Source organism: Devosia sp. (assembly GCF_041917035.1).
In the GTDB taxonomy this organism is placed as follows: Bacteria; Pseudomonadota; Alphaproteobacteria; order Rhizobiales; family Devosiaceae; genus Devosia_A.
On sequence record NZ_JAYRYM010000049.1, the window covers coordinates 1 to 19,051 of the forward strand.

The window sequence follows — 19,051 nt, forward strand, 5'->3', positions numbered from 1 at the left end:
AGGTCGGCGATTTCGCGTGGCACGGTGGCCGAGAACAGCAGGGTGCGCCGGGTCGCGGGCGCGGACTGCAGGATGAACTCGAGGTCCTCGCGGAAGCCGAGGTCGAGCATCTCGTCGGCCTCGTCCAGCACAACGGCCCGGACCTGCCCGAGACCGAGTGCACCCTTTGTGATGTGATCGCGTAGCCGCCCGGGCGTGCCGACGACGATGTGAGCGCCTCGCTCCAGCGCCCGGCGCTCGGCGCGGATGTCCATACCGCCTACGCCGGCCGCGATCTGCGCGCCGGTGCCGGCGTAAAGCCACTGCAGTTCGCGTTGCACCTGCAGCGCCAGTTCCCGGGTCGGCGCGATGAGCAGTGCGAGCGGGGTCGAGGCGGGACCCAGCCTGAGGTCCGTCCCGAGCAGCGTCGACGCCAGGGCCATGCCGAACGCGACGGTCTTGCCCGAGCCGGTCTGCGCCGAAACCAGCAGGTCCCGATCTGCTGCCTCGGGCGCCAGAACGCCGAGCTGCACGGGAGTCAGCGTGTCATAGCCGCGCTCCACGAGGGCGGCGGCAAGTGCGGGGTGGATCGTCTCCGGCAGGGCCACGGGCGGCATCTTTGCTGTTGCACGATGAGTACCACACCCACCGGTGTCATTCCCGCGAAAGCGAGAACCTCTGTTTTCTTGCCTAAGGCACCATCGCAAACGGAGGTCCCCGCTTTCGCGGGGATGTCACCGTGGAGTTGGAAACACCTGAGCATAGAAAAAACAAGAGGGCCGCCCGGAGGCAGCCCTCGGAATTCGTATCAGGCGGCTGAGATCAGCCGACGATCTCGTCGTCGGAGAAGAAGAACCTGATTTCGATGGCAGCGTTTTCCGGGCTGTCCGAGCCGTGCACCGAGTTCTCGCCCATGTTGAGTGCGAACTCCTTGCGGATGGTGCCCTCAGCGGCGTTGGCCGGGTTGGTGGCGCCCATGATCTCGCGATTCTTGAGCACGGCGTTCTCGCCCTCGAGCACCTGCACCACGACAGGGGACGCGATCATCTGCTCAACGAGTTCACCGAAGAACGGGCGCGCCTTGTGCACGGCATAGAACCCTTCGGCCTGAGCGCGGGTCATGTGAATCTTCTTCATGGCGACCGGCTTGAGGCCGGCTTCCTCGAACTTGGTGAGGATCTTGCCGATGAGGTTACGCCGAACCGCATCCGGCTTGATGATGGAGAAGGTGCGCTCGATGGCCATGTACGTGGTCCTTGGGCTGGGTCGATCTTGGTGGCGCCTTGTATCCAAGGGATTCGACGGGCGCAAGACGGGCATGCCGGCACTCCGGGAGGGGAGGAGGTGCCGAGCTCGCGGCGCGGGCGGCCTGAGCGCCGCCACTCTCGAAGGTTGCATTAAGGCCTGCCAGTCCGTAAGTGCGGGGCGCCATGCTGACGATCACCAACCTCACCTATCGCATCCAGGGCCGCCCCCTCTTCGAGGAGGCCTCCCTGGTGTTGCCGGATGGGTCCAAGACCGGGTTCGTCGGCAAGAACGGCACGGGCAAGACGACCCTGTTCCACCTCATCCAGGGGCACCTGGCGCCCGAGGGCGGCACCATCGAGGTCAACCGCAAGGCGCGCATCGGCGCGGTGGCCCAGGAGGCGCCGGCGGGGGGCATCAGCGTTCTTGACGTGGTGCTCTCAGCGGACAAAGAGCGTACGGCGCTGCTCGCCGAGGCCGAGACCGCCACCGACCCGCACCGCATCGGCGACATCCACACCCGCCTCGCCGAGATCGATGCCCACACGGCCGAAGCGCGCGCCTCGACCATCCTCAAGGGCCTCGGCTTCGAGAAGGACCGGCAACTGGCTCCGACGTCCGAGCTCTCCGGCGGCTGGCGCATGCGTGTCGCGCTTGCCGCGGTGCTGTTCAGCCAGCCCGACCTGCTGCTGCTCGATGAGCCGACCAACTATCTCGACCTCGAGGGCACGCTGTGGCTGGAGCGCTATCTCCAGACCTATCCCTACACGGTGTTCATGATCAGCCACGACAGGGACCTCCTGAACAAGGCTGTCACCTCGATCGCGCATCTCGAACACAGGAAGCTCACCTTCTACAAAGGCGCCTACGACACCTTCGAAGAGACGCGCCGGATGCAGATGGAGCTCAACAACAAGGCGCGCGAGAAGACCCTCGACCAGATCGCGCACCTGCAGAAGTTCGTCGATCGTTTCAAGGCCAAGGCCAGCAAGGCAGCGCAGGCGCAGGCGCGCGTCAAGATGATCGCCAGGCTCAAGCCCCCGGCGGCGATGTTCGATGAGACGTCCCTGCCCTTCACCTTTCCCAACCCCAAGAAGGTGCCGGCCTCGCCGATGATCACCTTCGACAACGTCTCGGTGGGCTATGGCGACAAGGTCATCCTGAGGCACATCACCAACCGGATTGACCCAGACGATCGCATCGCGCTGATCGGCGTCAACGGCAACGGAAAGTCGACCTTCGCCAAGCTGCTGTCCGGCGACCTGAAGCCGATGGGCGGCGAGATGCGCAAGGGCAAGGGGCTCGAGATCGCCTACTTCGCCCAGCACCAGTTGGACAAGCTCAGGCCCGAGCAGACGCCGTTCGAGCACGTCGTCGAGCTGATGCCCTATGACAGCGAGGCCAAGCGCCGGTCGCGCGTGGCGCAGATGGGCCTCACCACCTCGCGCATGGACACCAAGGTGAAGAACCTCTCGGGCGGCGAGCGGGCTCGGCTCCTGCTCGGCCTCATCACCTTCGGCGGCCCGGGCATGCTGATCCTCGACGAGCCGACGAACCACCTCGATATCGACAGCCGCGACGCCCTGGTTGCCGCCCTCAACGACTACCAGGGGGCGGTGCTGATCATCAGTCACGATCGCCACCTGATCGATGCGACGGTCGACAAGCTCTGGATCGCACAGAACGGCACGATCGAGGAGTTCGACGCCGACCTCGACACTTACCAGCGCCAGATCACCTCGAGTTCGAACGGCAAGACCCAGGGAAAGACCTCTCCACCGGTTACCGTGGTCGACGATCGGAAGGCCGCGCGGCAGGATGCTGCGGCACGGCGCGCCGAAATTGCACCGCTGCGCAAGTCGATCAAGGAACTCGAGGCAAAGCTCGCGCGCCTGCGCACCGAACTCGCCCGGGTCGAAACCTTCCTTGCCGACCCAAAGACCTACGACGGTGCCCCGGAGCGGGTTGTCTTGCTCGGAAAGGACAAGGCACGGTTCGAAGGCGAGATCGCTCGCGCGGAGGAGACCTGGCTGATGCAGAGCGAGGCACTGGAAGCGGCCGAGAGGGCACAGGCATGAAGCAGTTGTCCGCGTCGGAGATCATTCGTCTGCTCGCGCTCGAGCCACATGTCGAAGGCGGTTTCTATCGACAGACCTTCGCGGATACCCCGGATGCTTTCGGCCGGCCGATTTCGACATTGATCTACTACCTGCTGACCGATGGTCAGGCAGGCGCCTGGCACAAGGTGGATTCGGCCGAGGTATGGCACTTCTACGGCGGCGCGCCGATGCTCATGCGCACCTCACGCGACGGCAAGACAGTAGTCGAGCACGTTCTCGGAGTGGACCTCGCGGCAGGAGCACGGCCGCAACTGGTGATCCCGGCCAGCGCCTGGCAGCGGGCCAAGACGATGGGGGAATGGTCGCTGGTCGGATGCACCGTCGCGCCGGGGTTCCAGTTCTCGAAGTTCGTTCAGGCCGAGCCGGGCTGGGAACCCGGCTGACCGCAGCACCCCGGTCGCCGATCCTGCGTCGTAACTAGGCCTTCTTCACCCAGCGGCCGGACTCCTGCTGCCAGTAGGTGACATCGTTGCCGTTGCGCAGAGCCCGCCACGCGGCGCGTGCCTCGGTTACCGCCTCCGGATCGTGGCCGGAGAACACGAAAACGATGCGCTGATAGCCTTCGCCCGATTGCGGCACGGCGCGATCGACGAAGAAGCGGACCTGGGCTGCGTTGGGATTGTGCGGCCGCGTGGTGATCAGCACGGGCTGCAACGCGTCGGCATCGCCGCCAGCGCGCGCATGGGGAAGAAACGCGTCGTCGCGATATGTCCACAGCAGGGCGTCGATCGACTCCGCCCGCTCCTCGCTGCCCGTCTCGACCACCACCTTCCATCCCCGCTCGAGGCTCTTTTCGACGAGCACAGGCAACACCCGTTCGAGCGGCTGACCTTCGAGGTGATAGAAGAGAATCTCGGTCATCTCGCCTCGTAGTGATCCCGAACCAGGCGGTCGAGCAGGGCGACGCCGAAGCCGGAGCTCCAGCTGGCATTGGTTTCGGTCTGCGGGGAGGCGAGCGCTACGCCGGCAATGTCGAGATGGGCCCAGGGGACGTCGTTGACGAAACGGGCCAGGAACTGGGCCGCAGTGATCGAGCCGGCCGGCCGGCCACCCGAGTTCTTGATGTCGGCGAAGCGGCTCTCGATCAGCTTGTCATAGGCGGCGCCCATCGGCATCCGCCACAGCTTCTCTCCGCTTTCGAGGCCGGCGGCAATCAGGCGGGCCGCCAGTTCGTCGTTGTTCGAGAACAGACCCGCATGATCGCTGCCGAGTGCCACGCCGATGGCGCCGGTCAGCGTGGCGAGGTCGATCATGGCTTGCGGCCTGAAGCGGTGCTGCGTGTACCAGAGCGCGTCGGCGAGGACGAGCCGCCCCTCGGCATCGGTGTTGACGATCTCGATCGTGGTACCGCTCATCGCCGTGAGGATGTCGCCCGGCCGCATCGCCGTTCCGGACGGCATGTTCTCCACCAACCCGATGACGCCCACGACATCGACGGACGCCTTCCGCGTGGCAAGCGCCAGCATCAGGCCGGTCACCGCCGCGGCGCCCCCCATGTCGCCCTTCATGTCCTCCATGCCGGCGCCCGGCTTGATGGAGATGCCACCCGAGTCGAAGACCACCCCCTTGCCGACAACGGCCAGCGGCGCACCATCTCCCTTGCCGCCCCGCCAGCGCATGATGACGAGCCGGGGAGGCCGCGCAGAACCCTGCGCGACGCCAAGCAGTGCGTTCATGCCGAGCGCCGCCAGGGCCGGCTGATCGAGGACTTCGACTTCGACACCCAGTTCTGCGAGCCTTGCAGCCTCGGCAGTGAACTCCAGGGTACCCAGGTCGTTGGGTGGCCGGTGGACCAGGTCGCGAGCCAACAGCGTGCCGCTCACCGTCGCCATGCGGTCAGCAATCGCGCGGTCGACCGCGGCCTTGCCCGCCACATGCAGGGTTACGGTCAGGCCGCCCTCGCCGTTGTCGTCCTTCTTCGGCGTCCTGTAGCGGTCATAGCGATAGTGACGGAGGCGCATCCCACCCGCCAGAGCAGCCACGCGTTCGGGGGTGGCGGCTTCATCGTCGAGCAGGACCGCGACCCTGTCTGCCTTCAGACCTGCAAGCTTGGAAACCAGTGAGCCACCGCGGTCGGCCCAGCCGGACAGGCTATCCCCCTGACCCGGCTTTCCCGTGCCGAGCACCAGCAGGCGATCGGCATCGAGGCCGGCCGGAACCAGGATGCCGACGGCCTGCCCCTGTCGGCCACGGAACCTTGCCGCGGCGGCAACCCGGGCCCAGTCGAGCCCCGTTGCCTGCCAGGCGGCCGCGGCTGCCCCGGCGGGAACAGCGTCCTCGGCGACGTAGAGCACCAGGATACCCGTCGCCTTGAGGGCCAGGCTGGCGGTCTTGAGATGAAACTCGTGCGGCATGAGTGACCTTACGCGGGCGCGGCGGTGGCAGGGACGTCGACTGATAGCGTTCTGGCCTGTCGCGTCAATCCCGCAACACCTCGCCGGCGAACCACCTTTCGGCACCATTCTGCACCGGGTTCGGCTTGCCAAGGCAAAGCGCGGATGGGCAGAATCCGGCGCATCGTCTCCGCCCGCCGGGGCGATGCGACGTGCACACCGGATCTCAGATGAATCGGCTAAGCAATTATCTTGCGAGACTTTTTGCCGCCGAGGCCGCCGCAATCTTCGGGGTCGGACTCTCGATACTCTTTCTCGTGCAGACGCTGCGCCTGGCCGATGTCGCGTCGGTCCGCGGACAAGGATTTCTGCCCCTAATCGGTCAGATCCTGCTCAACATGCCTCCGCTGGGAATGACGTTCTTCTACATCTGCGTCGCGATTGGGCTGGGGCGGGCGCTGCGCGCGCTGCAGGCCTCCCGCGAACTGCACATCCTGCACGTCACCCAACGTCTCTCCGCGCTGTCCGGCGGCATAGCGATCTATATCGGGGGCGCCGCGGCAGCGATCCTCATCGTCGCCCATCTCGTCGAGCCGTACACCACCCAACAATACAACCTCGCCCGGGCACAGGTGGCGGCCGATCTGGTCGGCAGGTCGCTGGTCCCCAATCGCTTCGCCGAGATCATGGACGGCGTCACGATCACCGTCGGCGGCCGACGGAGCAATGGCGAGGTCACCTCCTTCTTCGCGGACGACCGGCGTGCGTCGCCGCGGCGCACCTATATCGCTACCTCGGCCCTGCTCATCCGCGATGATCGCGGCTATGTGATGCGCCTGCGCGACGGCGCCATCCAGTATCGCTCGGACGATGGCGGCTTTTCCGAGATCACCTTCGCCAGCTACGACCTGGCGATCGACCGACTCACCGCAGAAACGGATAGCGGCGAAGAGCGCGGCGACAGGACCAGCATCGCCCTAGTCGCCGCCGCCCTTGCCACCGGCGATTGGCCCGAGAGCCTTGTCGAGCAACTCAGCCGTCGCAGCACGGAGGGGATGCGGGTGGTCGTCCTATGCCTGCTGGTCTCGGCGTTGTCGGCCTTCCCGAGCGGCCGACGACGCGAGCCGCTCGTGCCGATCGAGTTCACGGTCCTCGGAGCCGCCTTCCTGGAGAGGGTGCTGGCGCAGTATGTGCGCGCCGACGGGCCGCTGTCGCCCATGACGGGTGTGATTGTCGTCGGCGCGTTCGCCGTCGTGCTGCTGACGGCGCGGCTGCGCGTCTTCGCCCCACTGCCTCCGAAGGCGTTCGGCAGATGAACCGCATCGACTGGATCATCGTGCGGCGACTGGCCGGGTCGATCGGACTGACCATCACCGTGCTCTGCGGGCTGCTGGTCCTCGTCGAAGCGTTTTCGACTTCGCGCTTCGCCACCTTGTCCCGGATCGGCGGGCCGCACGTGGCAGTGCTGGCCATAGCGGTGGCCGCGGCGCGCACGATCATCGACACGCTGCCCCTGAGCGTCCTGATTGGGGCCGTGACCGGTCTGGTCAATCTGCAGGCCAGCCGCGAGATGACGGTCATCCAGGCCTCCGGCATGTCGATCTGGCGACTCATGCGGGGGCCCGTGGCTGCGACCATCGCCGGAGCTGCCCTGGTCGCGACGGTCGGCCACGCGGCGGTGGTCCACCTCGATCGCGGCTTCAACGCCAGCAGGAGCGAAGCAGTAACGCGGGCCGGTTCATTCTGGACGGAGGAGCGCGTGGCGGGCACTCACTACATCATCGAGGCCGGCTACGTGCATCCCTCGGGCGAGACACTGGGGACGGTCAGCGTCTTCATGCTCGACCCGCCGCGACAAAGGCTCGAGGCCGAGACCGCGGAACTGCTGGATGGCGAGTGGCGATTGCCGACTGCCACCAGGTTTTTCGCAAACAGGGTTCCCGAAGACCTAACGGACTATCGGCTGCCAACGGCGAGAACCGGAGGAGATCTGCGTGCTCGGCTCGCCTCGGTCCGCGATCTGACCGTGTTCGAACTGGCGGCAAGCCTGGCCTCGCGGCTCAGCGACCCGGACATCAGGGCCCGCACCTGGACCCGCTTCGCCACACTGATCGGCATGCCGGTGACGCTGCTCGGCTCGCTGGTCGTTGCCTTCGCCTTCACCGCTGGTTATCGAAGGACGAATAAATACGGTGCAACGGTACTTTATGGTATCGTTCTGGGCTTTGTGGTGTTCGTGTTGACCGAGATGGCGGTGCGCGCAGGAGAGGCGGGAGTGATCCAGCCGGTGGTAGCGGTCCTCGGTCCGGCTGTGGTAGCGATCATGGCGGGGGCGACGGTTCTTTTGAACAAGGAAGACGGACGGACGTGACCAGACAGGGCCGCGACCGGATTGGCAGGCACAGTCTGCGTCGTCTCGGCGCAACCCTCGCGCTCGCCTTGAGCACCGCAATGTGGTGCTGCCCCCCCGCATCCGCGCAGTTCCTGCCTGACGACTTCTTTGCGCAACTGCCTGAGCCGGGTGCCGCGGCCGAAGTGGAGGCAAACACGCTCGGCTACGATGCGCGCAGCGACATCATCAGCGCCGAGGGGCGCGTGGTGATGCGCTACTCGGGCTATACCATCGCCTGCGACCAGTTGCGCTACGAACAGGGCTCCGGGGCGCTGATCTGCTCTGGCAATGTCGAGATCACCGACGCGAGCGGTACGCAGTACCGCGCCGACAGCATCGAGGTGACCGACGGGATGAAGGAGGCCTTCATCCGCTCGCTCACCTTGACCACCAGCGACGGGTCGCGGATCACGGCACGCGACGCCAGGTTCTCTGAAGAGCTGAGGACGATCCTGCTTGATGCCAGTTATTCGCCCTGCGGCGAGTGCATCGACAGCAAGGGCAATCGGATCGGGTGGAAGGTCAAGGCCGCCAAGCTCGTGCAGGACGACTCGACGAAACTGATCTACTTCGAGCAACCCAGCCTCGAGATTCTCGGCCTGCCGGTTGCCTGGCTGCCCTGGTTCTGGATGCCGGACCCGACGATTCCGCGCTCGAACGGCTTCCTGTTGCCCAGCGTCGACTACAAGGCAGAGCTCGGCGGTCGCCTGCGTGTTCCGTACTTCATGGCGCTGGGCGAGAACACCGACCTGATGTTGGCGCCGCAGCTGATGACGCGGCAGGGCCTGCTGATGGCGGCCGAATGGCAGCAACGCTTCGACAGCGGCAGCTTCTCGGTGGAAGCGTCGGGCCTCTACCAGCTCGACCCAGGGGCTTTCGCCGGCACCGTCGGTGACCGGGACTGGCGTGGCGCGATACAGACATCCGGCCGGTTCGTGCTGCCGGCCGACTGGTCCGCCGGCTGGAGCTACACGACCTTCACCGATGCCGCGTACCTGGGGGACTACGACTTCGACAAGTCGGGCAAGGTGATCAACGAGCTCTTCGCGACCCACCTGAGCGACGACTATTTCGTGGACATCCGGATGCAGGAGTACCTGCTGCTGGGTGATACCGTCACGTCCGCCGACCAGAACAAGCAGGCCCTCGCTCTGCCAAACGCACGCGGCGACGGCTACTTCGATCTGGGCGAGAATGGTCAGGTGCACCTGTCGGGCAATCTGCTCGGAGTTGCCCGCGATGCGGATTCGACCGCGACCTACGGGGCTGTGCCCTATGTCTTCGGCTACGAGGGCGACAAGGTGCACGCGACCGGCGAAGCAAGCTGGCAGAACCCCTATGTCGGCCTCGGCGGAGTGGTGATTACGCCGTTTGTCGGCCTCAGGGCGGACGTCGCAAGCTATGATGACGGATTGTTCGCAACGCTCGGCGAACCGCCCGATGCGTTGTTGTTCACGGCAACGCCACTGGCGGCTGTCGATGTGCGCTGGCCGCTGATCTCGGTTGGAGGCAGCGATACCCATCTGTTCGAGCCCATCGCGCAGTTGGTTTATCGCGGGAGCGACGAGAGCCAGCCGGGCATCACCAACGACAATGCCCATAGCTTCGTGCTCGACGATACCAACCTGTTCTCGGGTAACCGCTTCTCGGGGAGCGACAGGCAGGAGACCGGGCTGAGGGCCAATCTCGGCGCGCGTTACCTCGCCAATTTCTCGGGTGGCAGCTGGCTCGAACTCGTCGCCGGCCAGTCGTTTCACCTCGCCGGCGTGAACGGCATGGGCGTGGCCGACGAGGTCAATACGGGGGTCAGCAGCGGACTTGGCGACGTTGCATCCTACGTGGTCCTCGGGGCCCGCGGTTCGCCATTCGCCGGCGCCACCCTCGGAGCGGAACTGCAGTACGATCCGAACGCCGGCCGCGTACCCCGCGCCGGCCTCGGTGCGGACCTCGCGCGGGATGGCTACTCGGTCGGCGCGGACTACGTCTATCTGGCGGCCGACGCGGCCACCGGGGTGACCGCAGACCAGCACGAAGTTACCGTTCGGGCGGGGGCGCCACTGCCGATCGACTACTGGCGCGTCAGCGGCAGCGTGTCGTGGGATATCGCCGCCAACGAGTGGCTCGAGGCGACCGGGCAGCTGCTCTACGACGACGGGTATTTCCTCGTCGGCGGGTTTGCCACGGCGACAGGGACCACGCACGCCAATCCGGACAGCCTGGCGTTTGGCGCGACCTTCAAGCTCAAGGGGCCCGGCACGGAGATCGGCTTCTGAAGAATCCGATTTTGGCCGCAATCTTCCAACAATGAGGGGGGTGCGCCGGCTGTCCGGCCGCCTGCGAACCTGATGGTGACGACAATGAACCGCCTGATCGCCGCGATGCTTTTCGGCAGCACGATGCTCCTGGGATCCCTTGCGCCCGCGCTTGCGGCGACTGCGGTCACGGTGAACGGAGTGGCGATCAGCGATCTCGACGTGTCTCAGCGCGTGCAGCTGATGAAGCTCGAGGGTGGTGGCAACACCAAGGCCGCGATCAACAGCCTGATCGACGAGCAATTGCAGCTGCAGGAGGCGACGCGCCTCGGTATCCAGGTCACCGAGCAGCAGGTCGACGATGCCTTCCAGCAGGTGGCACGTAACGTCAAGATGAGCACCAGCAAGCTCAACGAGCTGCTGCGGGCCAATGGCGTCAGCGATGCCACGATGAAGTCGCGCCTGAGGGCCGCCCTCGCCTGGCAGAAGGTGGGTGAAGTGGCGATCCGCGGACGCGTGCAGCTTTCGGACCTGGAGCTTGATCAGCAGGCCGCTGCAGCGCTCGATTCCGACATGAGCTACGACTACATCCTCAAAGAAGTCCTGTTCATCACCACCGACAAGGGATCGGCCGCGAGCCGCACGGCACAGGCCAACCAGTACCGCAAGAGCTTTTCGGGCTGCGACACAGCGGTGCAGCTGTCACTGTCATACACCGATGCGGCGGTACGCGAGATGGGGCGGCGTCACGCTACGCAGCTGCCAGAGGCTCTGGCCAAGGAACTGGCGGCTCTCAATATCGGCGGCATCACCAAACCGCGCGTCACGGAGTCGGGTGTGTCGATGCTTGCCGTCTGTTCCAAGACGTCGGCGCGTGACACTACTTTCGTCAAGAACAAGCTGCGCAGCCAGCAGGGCAACGAAGCCATGAAGGCTGAAAGCGAGAAGTACCTGGCCGAACTGCGGTCGAAGGCCAAGATCGTCCGCAACTGACGGCACGGCGTCGCCTCGTTACTCCGCGTTCACGCGCCCGGCCTATGATGCCGGGCGTTCGTTTTCAGGTGCGGAGTCCTTCATGGCCGAGATCAGTGCGCTGCCGCTCGCGATCAGCATGGGTGAGCCCGCCGGCATCGGGCCGGACCTGATCCTGCAACTGTATTCGGCACGCGCTGAGCTGCAGTTGCCGCCCTTCATCGTGTTCGGACACCTGGGTTTTCTCGAGAGCAGGGCAAGACGGCTGGGGCTCGCGATTACCTGCGCCGCAAGCACGCCGGAGGCGGCGGCCACGACATTCGCAACCGCCCTGCCGGTCTTTCACCTCGAAGGGCTGGTGCCTGACAAGCCGGGAGACCCGTCGCCGCTGTCAGGCAAGCTCGTGATCGAGGCCATTGCTACCGCCGTCGATGCGACTCTCACCGGCAAATGCAGGGGTCTGGTCACCGCTCCCATCCACAAGCAGTCGCTCTATGTCGCCGGTTTTCGCTATCCAGGTCATACCGAGTACCTGGCGGCCTTGTGCACCAAGAACGGCGTCACTCCGACACCGGTCATGATGCTTGCGCACGAGGGCTTGCGGGTCGTTCCGGCGACCATTCATGTGCCGATCAGTGCCGTCCCGGGCCTGCTGACCCAGGACCTGCTGGTCGAGACCGGACGCATCCTGTACCAGAGCCTCAGGACCCGCTTCGGCATCGATGCACCGCGCATCGCGTTGGCGGGTCTCAACCCCCATGCCGGTGAAGGCGGAGCGATCGGCAAGGAAGACGAGACCATCGTCGCCCCGGCGGTGTCCCGCCTTCGCTTCGAGGGCGTCGAGGTGGATGGTCCCATCCCGGCCGACACGCTGTTCTATCTGCCCCACTGGCGGAAGTATGACGGCGTCGTCGCCATGTATCACGACCAGGCGCTGATCCCGATCAAGACAGTGGCGTTCGAAGAGGCCGTCAATGTCACGCTGGGACTTCCTTTCGTGCGCACCTCGCCGGACCACGGCACGGCGTTCGACCTGGCCGGCACCGGTGCGGCGTCGCCGAAGAGCTTCATCGCGGCAATTCGTCTGACCGATCGGTTGACGCGCGGCGAGGCGCCACCCGCACCCCCCTGAGCGCTACCGGGCCTCCAGCCAGGCGAGCATTTCGGCAATCTCCTTCTCCTGAGCCGCGATGATCGCCTCGGCAAGGGCGCGCGCCCAGGGGTCGTCCCCGTGAGCGAGTTCGGCCTTGGCCATGTCGATGGCGCCGCGATGATGCGGGATCATCGAACAGACGAAAGCGACATCGATGTCTTCGGCGGTGCCGCCGGCCATCATGTCCCGGTTCATCGCGCTCATGCCGTCCATCAGGTCGAGATGGGCCGCATCGCCTCCCATCGTCATGCCCGTGTCGTCACCGCCCATTGTATGTCCCGCATGCGGGTCGGCGGCGAGGCAAACGTCCGGCAGGGCAATGTCCTGCTGGGCCGCGGATGGGAGAACGAGCGCGCCGCAGCTCAGCGCGATGACCGCGAGGACGAGTGGTGTTCGATTCATGCAAGTGTCCTTTTCGTCGACAGAGCCGGGGCGACCCGACGTCGGAAATGCTCTGCACCTTCCCATCGTTGTAAGGTCAAGCGCCCATTTGCCGCGACGCGCAAATCCGCTATGCGCTAGCCATGCAGATCGACAACCTACCGCCGCTGCGCGACGTCATCGCGCGCCACGATCTTCGGGCCAGGAAGGAACTCGGGCAGAACTTCCTGCTCGACCTGAACCTGACCGCAAGAGTGGCGCGGGTGGCCTCGCCGCTCGCCGGGTACACGGTGATCGAGGTCGGGCCCGGCCCGGGCGGCCTGACCCGAGCGCTCCTCGCCGAGGGCGCGGATCGGGTCATTGCCATCGAACGGGACGAACGTGCTCTCCCGGCGCTGGCCGAGATTGCCGCGGCCTATCCCGACCGACTTGAGGTTATTGCCGGGGACGCGCTCGATATCGACTACGCGGAGCTGGCCAAGGGGCCGGTGAAGCTCGTCGCCAACCTCCCCTACAATATCGGCACCGAACTCCTGACCCGATGGCTGACGATCGAGCCGTGGCCGCCCTTCTTCGAGAGCCTGACGCTGATGTTCCAGCGGGAAGTCGCGGAACGCATCGTCGCCCGTCCGGGGAGCGAAGCCTACGGGCGTCTCGGGGTGCTGTGCGGCTGGCGCACCGAAGCGCATATCGCCTTCAATATCGGGCGGGAGGCGTTCACGCCGCCGCCGAAAGTGACCTCCAGCGTCGTCCACCTCAAGCCGCGCACGACTACGGACAGCGTCTCGGTTCGCGATCTCGAAGCGGTGACGCGTGCCGCGTTCGGGCAGCGCCGCAAGATGGTACGGCAGAGCCTCAAGTCTCTTGGGGTGCCGATCGAGCCGCTGCTCGCCACTGCCGGGCTGAAAGGCAGCGAGCGGGCGGAGACGCTGTCCGTCGCGACCTTCCTGGCCCTGGCCCGGGCCCGGCGCTGATGGGCGGCGCCTTCGCTATCCTGGTCTCAGTGCTGGCCTTCCTGCTGCCGCTCGGGCTGCCGCTACTGACGTCCCGTTGGCGAAGCTACCTCATCGCCGTCGCGCTCGCGACGGGCTTCTTCGCCTGGCTGACCGTCGACCTCGCGCAACCGGGGGGAACTCTGTCGTTCATCGGGCCGTTCCTGGGCGGCATGATGCTGTTCGGGTTCGCGGCCGGTGCCATCGCCCGCTTCGTCATGCTTGTAGGCCGGCGCTAGCTGTCGCACGGCGCAGACCAAGTCTAGCCGCTTGGCGTCAGCCTCGAATAGCTGCCATCGCCGTTCATCTGAATCTCGGCGACCGAAACGGTGCGCTTGAGGATTGCAGCGGCCTTGGCGAGCAACGCCGTTTTGACGTCCGACGGCGACATGCCGTCGTCGGTGTCGGCCCAGACCTTCAATGTCAGGTCGTGGTCGAAGGTTTCCTTCGACCGTATCTCGCGCAGCATCACCTTGACCTGCGCCAGCGTCCGTCCCGGCAGGACAGGATGCCGATGCATGTTGTTGATACTGCATGCCTTGATTTCAAATGGCATGTTGTCGTCCCCCGCGTCGTCAGGCTCGGCCTGATTCCGGGCTGCATGAAATGGCCGCGGCGAGAAGATTCACAACTAGCTTGCGTTATCCACAGCGAGCCGCAACTAACCCTAATCAAATGCCTTAACAATACTTGCGATCCGCCATTCGGGGCACCGCCCCTTATGGCCGATAACACTGCTATAGCGAGTCGATCTGGTCCTGCAAGTCCTTGACGAACTTGTCCAATTGCAGGAATCGGGAACGAGCGAGTCGTGCCGCGGCGAGAATGGTGCGGACGCGGCTGGTGGAATCCTCAAGGTCTTCGTTGACCAGCACGTAGTCGTACTCGTCGTAGTGGTTCATCTCGAGTCGGGCATTGCGGAGGCGGGTATCGATGGTGCCCTGGCTGTCCTGCGCCCGGCGCTCGAGCCGCTTGCGCAGTTCCTTGATCGAGGGCGGCAGGATGAAGATGGTCACCATGTCCGCCCGGCACCTCTCGTAGAGTTGCAGAGTCCCCTGGAAGTCGATATCGAACAGGATATCGCGCCCAGCTGCCAGTCGCTCCTCGACCCGCGACCGTGGCGTCCCATAGTAGTTCCCGTGGACCTCGGCACTCTCCAGCAACTCGCCGTCGGCACGCATGCGCCTGAAGGTCTCGACGTCGATGAAGTGGTAGTGCTTGCCGTCGATCTCGTCGGTGCGGCGGGCCCGTGTGGTGACTGAAACCGAAAGCGCGATGTTGGGATCGTCCTCGAACAGGGCTCGCGAAATCGACGATTTGCCGGCCCCCGAGGGGGAGGCGAGCACGAGCATGACGCCCCTACGCTGGAATTCCATGGTCACTCGATGTTCTGGATCTGCTCGCGCAGTTGGTCGATCACCGCCTTGAGGTCCAGGCCGATGGCGGTGAGCGCCACGTCGCTGGACTTCGAGCACAGGGTATTCGCCTCGCGGTTAAATTCCTGTGACAGGAAATCGAGCTTGCGGCCGACCGGGCCACCACCCGCTACCAATTGCCGGGCCGCCGCCACATGGGCCACCAGACGATCGAGTTCCTCGCGGATATCGGACTTTGTCGCCAGCAGCACCGCTTCCTGCGCCAGGCGCTCCTCGGACATCCCGGTGCCGGCCTCGACCAGTTCTGCGACCTGTTGCCTCAGCCGGGCCAGGACCGCCTGTCGGCTCCGGGCGGGATGGCGCTCGGCTGCCTCTGCCAAGCTGGCGATCTCGTCGATCCGCTCCACGAGCACAGCTGCGATCCGCGCGCCCTCTTCGGCCCGGGCGATCACCAAAGCCTCGACGGCGCGGTCGACGCCGGCGAGGATGGCCGCGTTCAGCGCCTCCTCCTCGTCTGCGGAGAGCCGGGTTTCGTGCTGCTCGACTACCCCCTTGAGGCCGAGTATTCCATCGAGGCCCGGCCGGGTCGCGTCCACCTTGCCATCGAGCCAGCGAAGGCCTTCCAGCACCGCCTCCAGCGCCTGGTGGTTGACGACGACCCGCCCCGCCGCACCTTCCCGTTCGACGCTCGCGGAGACGGTCAGGGAACCACGTGTCAGCCTGGTTGCGATCCGGCGCCGAATTTCCCCTTCAAGAGGATCCAGGCCGGGCGCCAGCCGCATCCGCATGTCGAGGCCACGGCCGTTGACGGACTTGATCTCGACCACAAAGGCGATGCCGGGGAGGCTTCCCGAGGCCCGGCCATAGCCGGTCATGCTCGCCAGCACGGCCATCACTGTGGCTCGACTGTCTCGCCGGCGTCCTTGGCGGCTTCGGCCTCGAGCGCCTCCTTGGCAGCCTCGGCCTCGGCCTCGGCAGCTGCCTTGCGATATGCCGAGACGTTCTTGCGGTGCTGCGCGTAGGTCTCGGCAAACAGGTGTCCGTCGGCGGGGTTGGCGCTCCTCGCGACGAAGTAGAGGTCCTTCGTGTCGGCCGGGTGGGCAACGGCAAGGAGCGCCTCTTCACCGGGGTTGGCGATCGGTCCCGGCGGCAATCCATCGATCTGGTAGGTGTTGTAAGCCGTCTTTTGCTTGAGCTCGGCGGAGGTCGGGCCGCGGCTCAGCACCGACTTGCCCTCGGTGACACCATAGAGCACGGTCGGATCGGTCTGTAGCCGCATGTTCTTGCGCAGGCGGTTGATGAACACGGCGGCCACCTGCGGCCGCTCAGTCTCGAGGCCCGTTTCCTTCTCGACGATCGAGGCGAGCGTCACAAGGTCGGCGGGAGACTTGATGACATCATCGATGCGCGTATCGCGTCCTTGCCAGACCACATCGAGCTTCGCCTTCATCTCGGCCTGCATCTTGTCGAGCAGCGACTGACGCGTATCACCCGGGAAGAAGTCGTAGCGAATGGCCAGCAGCGAGCCCTCAGGCGGCAATGCCACTGGATCGCCCGTGAGGTTGGGATTCTGCTGATTGAGGCGCTCCGCCACCTGGAACGACGTGTCACCGGGAATGACATTGACGAAGAAGTCGAGCGGCTTGCCTTCGGTGATCTCTGCCAGGATGTCCGCCATCGAGGCGTTGGCCTTGAGCATGAACACACCGGCCTTGATGTCGTTCTCCTTCTTCAGTGCGCGCGCGCCCGCCCAGAACAGCCACTCGGAAGGCAGGATCTGATTCTGCGGAATCAGCCCCTGCTCCTCGAGGCGCCGCGCCGTGGTCATCACCGAAGACCCCTTCTCGACGGTGAAGCTGGTGTCGGCAGTGACGGCGCCCGCCTGGTAGAACTGATTGGCGCCGTAGAGGAAGAGGCCGACCAGGGCCAGCATGCCCAGCACGACCAGCATCAGCAGACCGTTGATCACGTCGACAAAGCCGCCGCGCCGCCGCCGTCGGCTCTTCTTGTCGCTGCGCTCGTTCGCCATCGGTCGAATTCCCCTTCGGACGGGCTTTGGGCCTCCGTGCAGGACGGGCGGCCAAGTACGCGGCCAAGTGCGCGGCCGGAGCGCGCCCCTAGCTGACCCTGCGGAAGATCAGCGACGCATTGGTGCCGCCGAAGCCGAAAGAATTGGAGAGCGCCACGTTGATCTCCTTCTTCCTCGGCGTGTGCGGCACGAGGTCGATCGGCGTTTCGACCGAAGGGTTGTCGAGATTCAAGGTCGGCGGGGCGATGTTGTCGCGCATCGCCAGCAGGCAGAAGATGGCCTCGACGGCACCCGCGGCGCCGAGCAGATGACCAATGGCCGATTTCGTGGACGACATGGCCGCCCGCGGGGCTGCATCGCCGAGCAGGCGCGTCACCGCACCCAGTTCGATCTCATCGCCAAGCGGCGTCGACGTGCCGTGGGCGTTGATGTAGTCGATGTCGGCCGCGGAGATCCCGGCCCGCTTGACCGATGCCAGCATGGCCCGGTAGCCGCCGTCGCCGTCCTCGGACGGGGCGGTGATGTGGTGTGCGTCACCCGACAACCCGTAGCCGATGAGCTCACCATATATCTTCGCACCGCGAGCCTTTGCCCGTTCATAATCCTCCAGCACGACGACGCCGGCGCCCTCGCCCATGACAAAGCCGTCGCGATCCCTGTCATAGGGGCGGGATGCCATTTCCGGACGGTCGTTGAAGCCGCTCGACAGCGCCCGCATGGCCGAGAAGCCGGCCAGAGCGATGCGGTTGACACACGACTCGGCGCCGCCGGCCACCATCACATCCGCATCGCCCATGGCGATCAGCCGCCAGGAATCGCCGATCGCATGTGCACCGGTCGAGCAGGCCGTCACCACCGAGTGGTTCGGCCCCTTGAGGCCGTGCCGGATCGAGACATAGCCCGAGGCCAGATTGATCAGCCGCCCGGGAATGAAGAACGGGCTGACCCGCCGGGGACCCTTCTCGTGCAGCACGACCGAGGTTTCGTAGATGCCGCCGAGCCCGCCGATGCCGGAACCTATCAGCGTGCCGATCCGCTCCTGGTCCGCAACGGTGCGCGGCGCGACGCCGGCATCGTCGATGGCTTGTTGCGCCGCAGCCATTGCGTAGACAATGAAGGGATCAACCTTGCGCTGATCCTTCACGTCCATCCAGTCGTCACCGTTGAACTTACCCTCGGCGTAGGACCCTAGCGGCACACGGTGGGCGACCTGGCAGGCGATATCATCGACCTGGAAGTCGTCGATGCGCCTGGCTCCGTTCCTGGAAGCGAGGATGTTGGACCAGGTGGTATCGATTCCACAGCCCAAAGGGCTGACGATCCCCATCCCAGTGACGACGACGCGGCGCAATTCCATCGAAGACGAGCCGTATCGGGCCGGCGCTTAGCCGACGGCCTTCGTCAGGTAGGCGACGGCATCGCCGAACGTCTGGATCGACTCCGCGGCGTCATCGGGAATCTCGACGTTGAACTCTTCCTCGAAAGCCATGACCAGTTCGACCTGGTCGAGCGAGTCGGCGCCCAGATCATCAATGAAGCTGGCCTTATCGACGACCTTTTCCGCATCGACGTTGAGGTGTTCGACCACGATCTTGCGGACGCGATCAGCGATATCGCTCATATCTGACTTCCCTTGTTACCAGACTGCTTGTTTCGTTCGTTTTCGGCCGCAAGGTGCTGGAACCTGCCCAACTCCCCGTGAACCTGCCGCCGTTTGCGGCCGACTGTAGGCGCGGTTCAAGCCCCTCGCAAGGGTCGGCCATGCCCGAAATCAGCGGCGGACGTAACACACTTCCCTGCCCTTTGCCATATTCCGCACAGGCGGGT

Annotated in this window: 20 protein-coding genes; 9 read left to right on the forward strand and 11 right to left on the reverse strand. The window is 65.4% G+C overall.

Going from position 1 to position 19,051, the window contains the following annotated elements; all coding sequences use genetic code 11:
- A partial coding sequence (locus ACE3TU_RS07625; RefSeq protein WP_374622294.1) for a DEAD/DEAH box helicase occupies positions 1–587 on the reverse strand: 587 nt, incomplete at its 3' end.
- A gap of 214 nt (positions 588–801) precedes the next feature.
- On the reverse strand, positions 802–1,224 hold the full coding sequence (ndk, locus tag ACE3TU_RS07630) for a nucleoside-diphosphate kinase (RefSeq protein ID WP_374622296.1): 423 nt from the start codon (positions 1,222–1,224) through the stop codon (positions 802–804).
- Positions 1,225–1,409: 185 nt separating this feature from the next.
- Between ndk and ACE3TU_RS07635 the strand changes: the two genes are divergently transcribed.
- Positions 1,410–3,302, forward strand: a complete 1,893-nt coding sequence (locus tag ACE3TU_RS07635; protein WP_374622299.1) for an ABC-F family ATP-binding cassette domain-containing protein — start codon at positions 1,410–1,412, stop codon at positions 3,300–3,302.
- Positions 3,299–3,727 (forward strand): cupin domain-containing protein, encoded by a 429-nt coding sequence (locus tag ACE3TU_RS07640; RefSeq protein WP_374622301.1) that lies wholly within the window; start codon positions 3,299–3,301, stop codon positions 3,725–3,727. The genes ACE3TU_RS07635 and ACE3TU_RS07640 overlap by 4 nt, the downstream gene beginning before the upstream one ends.
- A 34-nt stretch (positions 3,728–3,761) precedes the next feature.
- Here the strand turns inward: ACE3TU_RS07640 and ACE3TU_RS07645 are convergent, their stop codons facing one another.
- On the reverse strand, positions 3,762–4,205 hold the full coding sequence (locus ACE3TU_RS07645; RefSeq protein WP_374622304.1) for a DNA polymerase III subunit chi: 444 nt from the start codon (positions 4,203–4,205) through the stop codon (positions 3,762–3,764).
- Positions 4,202–5,698, reverse strand: a complete 1,497-nt coding sequence (locus ACE3TU_RS07650; protein ID WP_374622307.1) for a leucyl aminopeptidase — start codon at positions 5,696–5,698, stop codon at positions 4,202–4,204. Before ACE3TU_RS07650 ends, ACE3TU_RS07645 begins: the two co-directional genes overlap by 4 nt.
- A gap of 209 nt (positions 5,699–5,907) precedes the next feature.
- Here ACE3TU_RS07650 and ACE3TU_RS07655 point away from each other — a divergent pair, with 209 nt between their 5' ends.
- The 5 genes from ACE3TU_RS07655 (at position 5,908) to pdxA (ending at position 12,425) form a co-directional block, all read left to right on the forward strand.
- Positions 5,908–6,993 (forward strand): LptF/LptG family permease, encoded by a 1,086-nt coding sequence (locus ACE3TU_RS07655; protein ID WP_374622310.1) that lies wholly within the window; start codon positions 5,908–5,910, stop codon positions 6,991–6,993.
- Positions 6,990–8,048, forward strand: coding sequence for an LptF/LptG family permease (locus ACE3TU_RS07660; RefSeq protein ID WP_374622313.1), 1,059 nt, complete (start codon positions 6,990–6,992; stop codon positions 8,046–8,048). The genes ACE3TU_RS07655 and ACE3TU_RS07660 overlap by 4 nt, the downstream gene beginning before the upstream one ends.
- Positions 8,045–10,342, forward strand: coding sequence for an LPS-assembly protein LptD (locus ACE3TU_RS07665; RefSeq protein ID WP_374622316.1), 2,298 nt, complete (start codon positions 8,045–8,047; stop codon positions 10,340–10,342). The genes ACE3TU_RS07660 and ACE3TU_RS07665 overlap by 4 nt, the downstream gene beginning before the upstream one ends.
- 84 nt (positions 10,343–10,426) lie before the next feature.
- On the forward strand, positions 10,427–11,314 hold the full coding sequence (locus ACE3TU_RS07670) for a SurA N-terminal domain-containing protein (protein ID WP_374622319.1): 888 nt from the start codon (positions 10,427–10,429) through the stop codon (positions 11,312–11,314).
- Between the two features lie 82 nt (positions 11,315–11,396).
- Positions 11,397–12,425 carry a 4-hydroxythreonine-4-phosphate dehydrogenase PdxA gene (gene pdxA / locus ACE3TU_RS07675; protein ID WP_374622322.1) on the forward strand — a complete coding sequence of 343 codons (1,029 nt, stop codon included), beginning with the start codon at positions 11,397–11,399 and terminating at the stop codon, positions 12,423–12,425.
- A gap of 3 nt (positions 12,426–12,428) precedes the next feature.
- Here the strand turns inward: pdxA and ACE3TU_RS07680 are convergent, their stop codons facing one another.
- Positions 12,429–12,848: a DUF305 domain-containing protein gene (locus tag ACE3TU_RS07680; RefSeq protein WP_374622324.1), complete on the reverse strand. Its 420-nt coding sequence runs from the start codon at positions 12,846–12,848 to the stop codon at positions 12,429–12,431.
- Between the two features lie 122 nt (positions 12,849–12,970).
- Between ACE3TU_RS07680 and rsmA the strand changes: the two genes are divergently transcribed.
- On the forward strand, positions 12,971–13,801 hold the full coding sequence (gene rsmA, locus ACE3TU_RS07685) for a 16S rRNA (adenine(1518)-N(6)/adenine(1519)-N(6))-dimethyltransferase RsmA (RefSeq protein ID WP_374622327.1): 831 nt from the start codon (positions 12,971–12,973) through the stop codon (positions 13,799–13,801).
- Positions 13,801–14,058, forward strand: a complete 258-nt coding sequence (locus ACE3TU_RS07690; protein ID WP_374622329.1) for a hypothetical protein — start codon at positions 13,801–13,803, stop codon at positions 14,056–14,058. Before rsmA ends, ACE3TU_RS07690 begins: the two co-directional genes overlap by 1 nt.
- 23 nt (positions 14,059–14,081) lie before the next feature.
- On the opposite strand, the gene ACE3TU_RS07695 is transcribed toward ACE3TU_RS07690, so the two are convergent.
- The 6 genes from ACE3TU_RS07695 to ACE3TU_RS07720 form a co-directional block, all read right to left on the reverse strand.
- Entirely contained in the window at positions 14,082–14,375 is a 294-nt protein-coding gene (locus ACE3TU_RS07695) for a hypothetical protein (RefSeq protein ID WP_374622331.1), read from the reverse strand.
- A gap of 181 nt (positions 14,376–14,556) precedes the next feature.
- Positions 14,557–15,195, reverse strand: coding sequence for a guanylate kinase (gene gmk / locus ACE3TU_RS07700; RefSeq protein WP_374622333.1), 639 nt, complete (start codon positions 15,193–15,195; stop codon positions 14,557–14,559).
- Between the two features lie 2 nt (positions 15,196–15,197).
- A complete protein-coding gene (locus tag ACE3TU_RS07705; RefSeq protein WP_374622335.1) occupies positions 15,198–16,088 on the reverse strand; it encodes a YicC/YloC family endoribonuclease in 891 nt (296 codons plus the stop codon).
- Positions 16,088–17,224, reverse strand: coding sequence for an endolytic transglycosylase MltG (gene mltG / locus ACE3TU_RS07710; protein ID WP_374622337.1), 1,137 nt, complete (start codon positions 17,222–17,224; stop codon positions 16,088–16,090). The genes ACE3TU_RS07705 and mltG overlap by 1 nt, the downstream gene beginning before the upstream one ends.
- A gap of 88 nt (positions 17,225–17,312) precedes the next feature.
- The gene (gene fabF / locus ACE3TU_RS07715; protein WP_374622340.1) at positions 17,313–18,575 is read right to left on the reverse strand and encodes a beta-ketoacyl-ACP synthase II; all 1,263 of its coding nucleotides are present in this window, start codon (positions 18,573–18,575) and stop codon (positions 17,313–17,315) included.
- A gap of 33 nt (positions 18,576–18,608) precedes the next feature.
- On the reverse strand, positions 18,609–18,845 hold the full coding sequence (locus ACE3TU_RS07720) for an acyl carrier protein (RefSeq protein ID WP_055048542.1): 237 nt from the start codon (positions 18,843–18,845) through the stop codon (positions 18,609–18,611).
- Positions 18,846–19,051 lie beyond the last annotated feature (206 nt).

What these genes read in the sequence shown, in the direction of transcription:
- ACE3TU_RS07645 (WP_374622304.1), bottom strand. Translation starts at nt 4,205, where the DNA reads ATGACCGAGATTCTCTTCTATCACCTCGAAGGTCAGCCGCTCGAACGG.
- ACE3TU_RS07640 (WP_374622301.1), top strand. Translation starts at nt 3,299, where the DNA reads ATGAAGCAGTTGTCCGCGTCGGAGATCATTCGTCTGCTCGCGCTCGAG.
- mltG (WP_374622337.1), bottom strand. Translation starts at nt 17,224, where the DNA reads ATGGCGAACGAGCGCAGCGACAAGAAGAGCCGACGGCGGCGGCGCGGC.
- ACE3TU_RS07695 (WP_374622331.1), bottom strand. Translation starts at nt 14,375, where the DNA reads ATGCCATTTGAAATCAAGGCATGCAGTATCAACAACATGCATCGGCAT.
- ndk (WP_374622296.1), bottom strand. Translation starts at nt 1,224, where the DNA reads ATGGCCATCGAGCGCACCTTCTCCATCATCAAGCCGGATGCGGTTCGG.
- rsmA (WP_374622327.1), top strand. Translation starts at nt 12,971, where the DNA reads ATGCAGATCGACAACCTACCGCCGCTGCGCGACGTCATCGCGCGCCAC.
- ACE3TU_RS07650 (WP_374622307.1), bottom strand. Translation starts at nt 5,698, where the DNA reads ATGCCGCACGAGTTTCATCTCAAGACCGCCAGCCTGGCCCTCAAGGCG.
- ACE3TU_RS07690 (WP_374622329.1), top strand. Translation starts at nt 13,801, where the DNA reads ATGGGCGGCGCCTTCGCTATCCTGGTCTCAGTGCTGGCCTTCCTGCTG.
- ACE3TU_RS07655 (WP_374622310.1), top strand. Translation starts at nt 5,908, where the DNA reads ATGAATCGGCTAAGCAATTATCTTGCGAGACTTTTTGCCGCCGAGGCC.
- ACE3TU_RS07720 (WP_055048542.1), bottom strand. Translation starts at nt 18,845, where the DNA reads ATGAGCGATATCGCTGATCGCGTCCGCAAGATCGTGGTCGAACACCTC.
- gmk (WP_374622333.1), bottom strand. Translation starts at nt 15,195, where the DNA reads ATGGAATTCCAGCGTAGGGGCGTCATGCTCGTGCTCGCCTCCCCCTCG.
- ACE3TU_RS07660 (WP_374622313.1), top strand. Translation starts at nt 6,990, where the DNA reads ATGAACCGCATCGACTGGATCATCGTGCGGCGACTGGCCGGGTCGATC.
- ACE3TU_RS07635 (WP_374622299.1), top strand. Translation starts at nt 1,410, where the DNA reads ATGCTGACGATCACCAACCTCACCTATCGCATCCAGGGCCGCCCCCTC.
- ACE3TU_RS07680 (WP_374622324.1), bottom strand. Translation starts at nt 12,848, where the DNA reads ATGAATCGAACACCACTCGTCCTCGCGGTCATCGCGCTGAGCTGCGGC.
- pdxA (WP_374622322.1), top strand. Translation starts at nt 11,397, where the DNA reads ATGGCCGAGATCAGTGCGCTGCCGCTCGCGATCAGCATGGGTGAGCCC.
- ACE3TU_RS07670 (WP_374622319.1), top strand. Translation starts at nt 10,427, where the DNA reads ATGAACCGCCTGATCGCCGCGATGCTTTTCGGCAGCACGATGCTCCTG.
- ACE3TU_RS07705 (WP_374622335.1), bottom strand. Translation starts at nt 16,088, where the DNA reads ATGGCCGTGCTGGCGAGCATGACCGGCTATGGCCGGGCCTCGGGAAGC.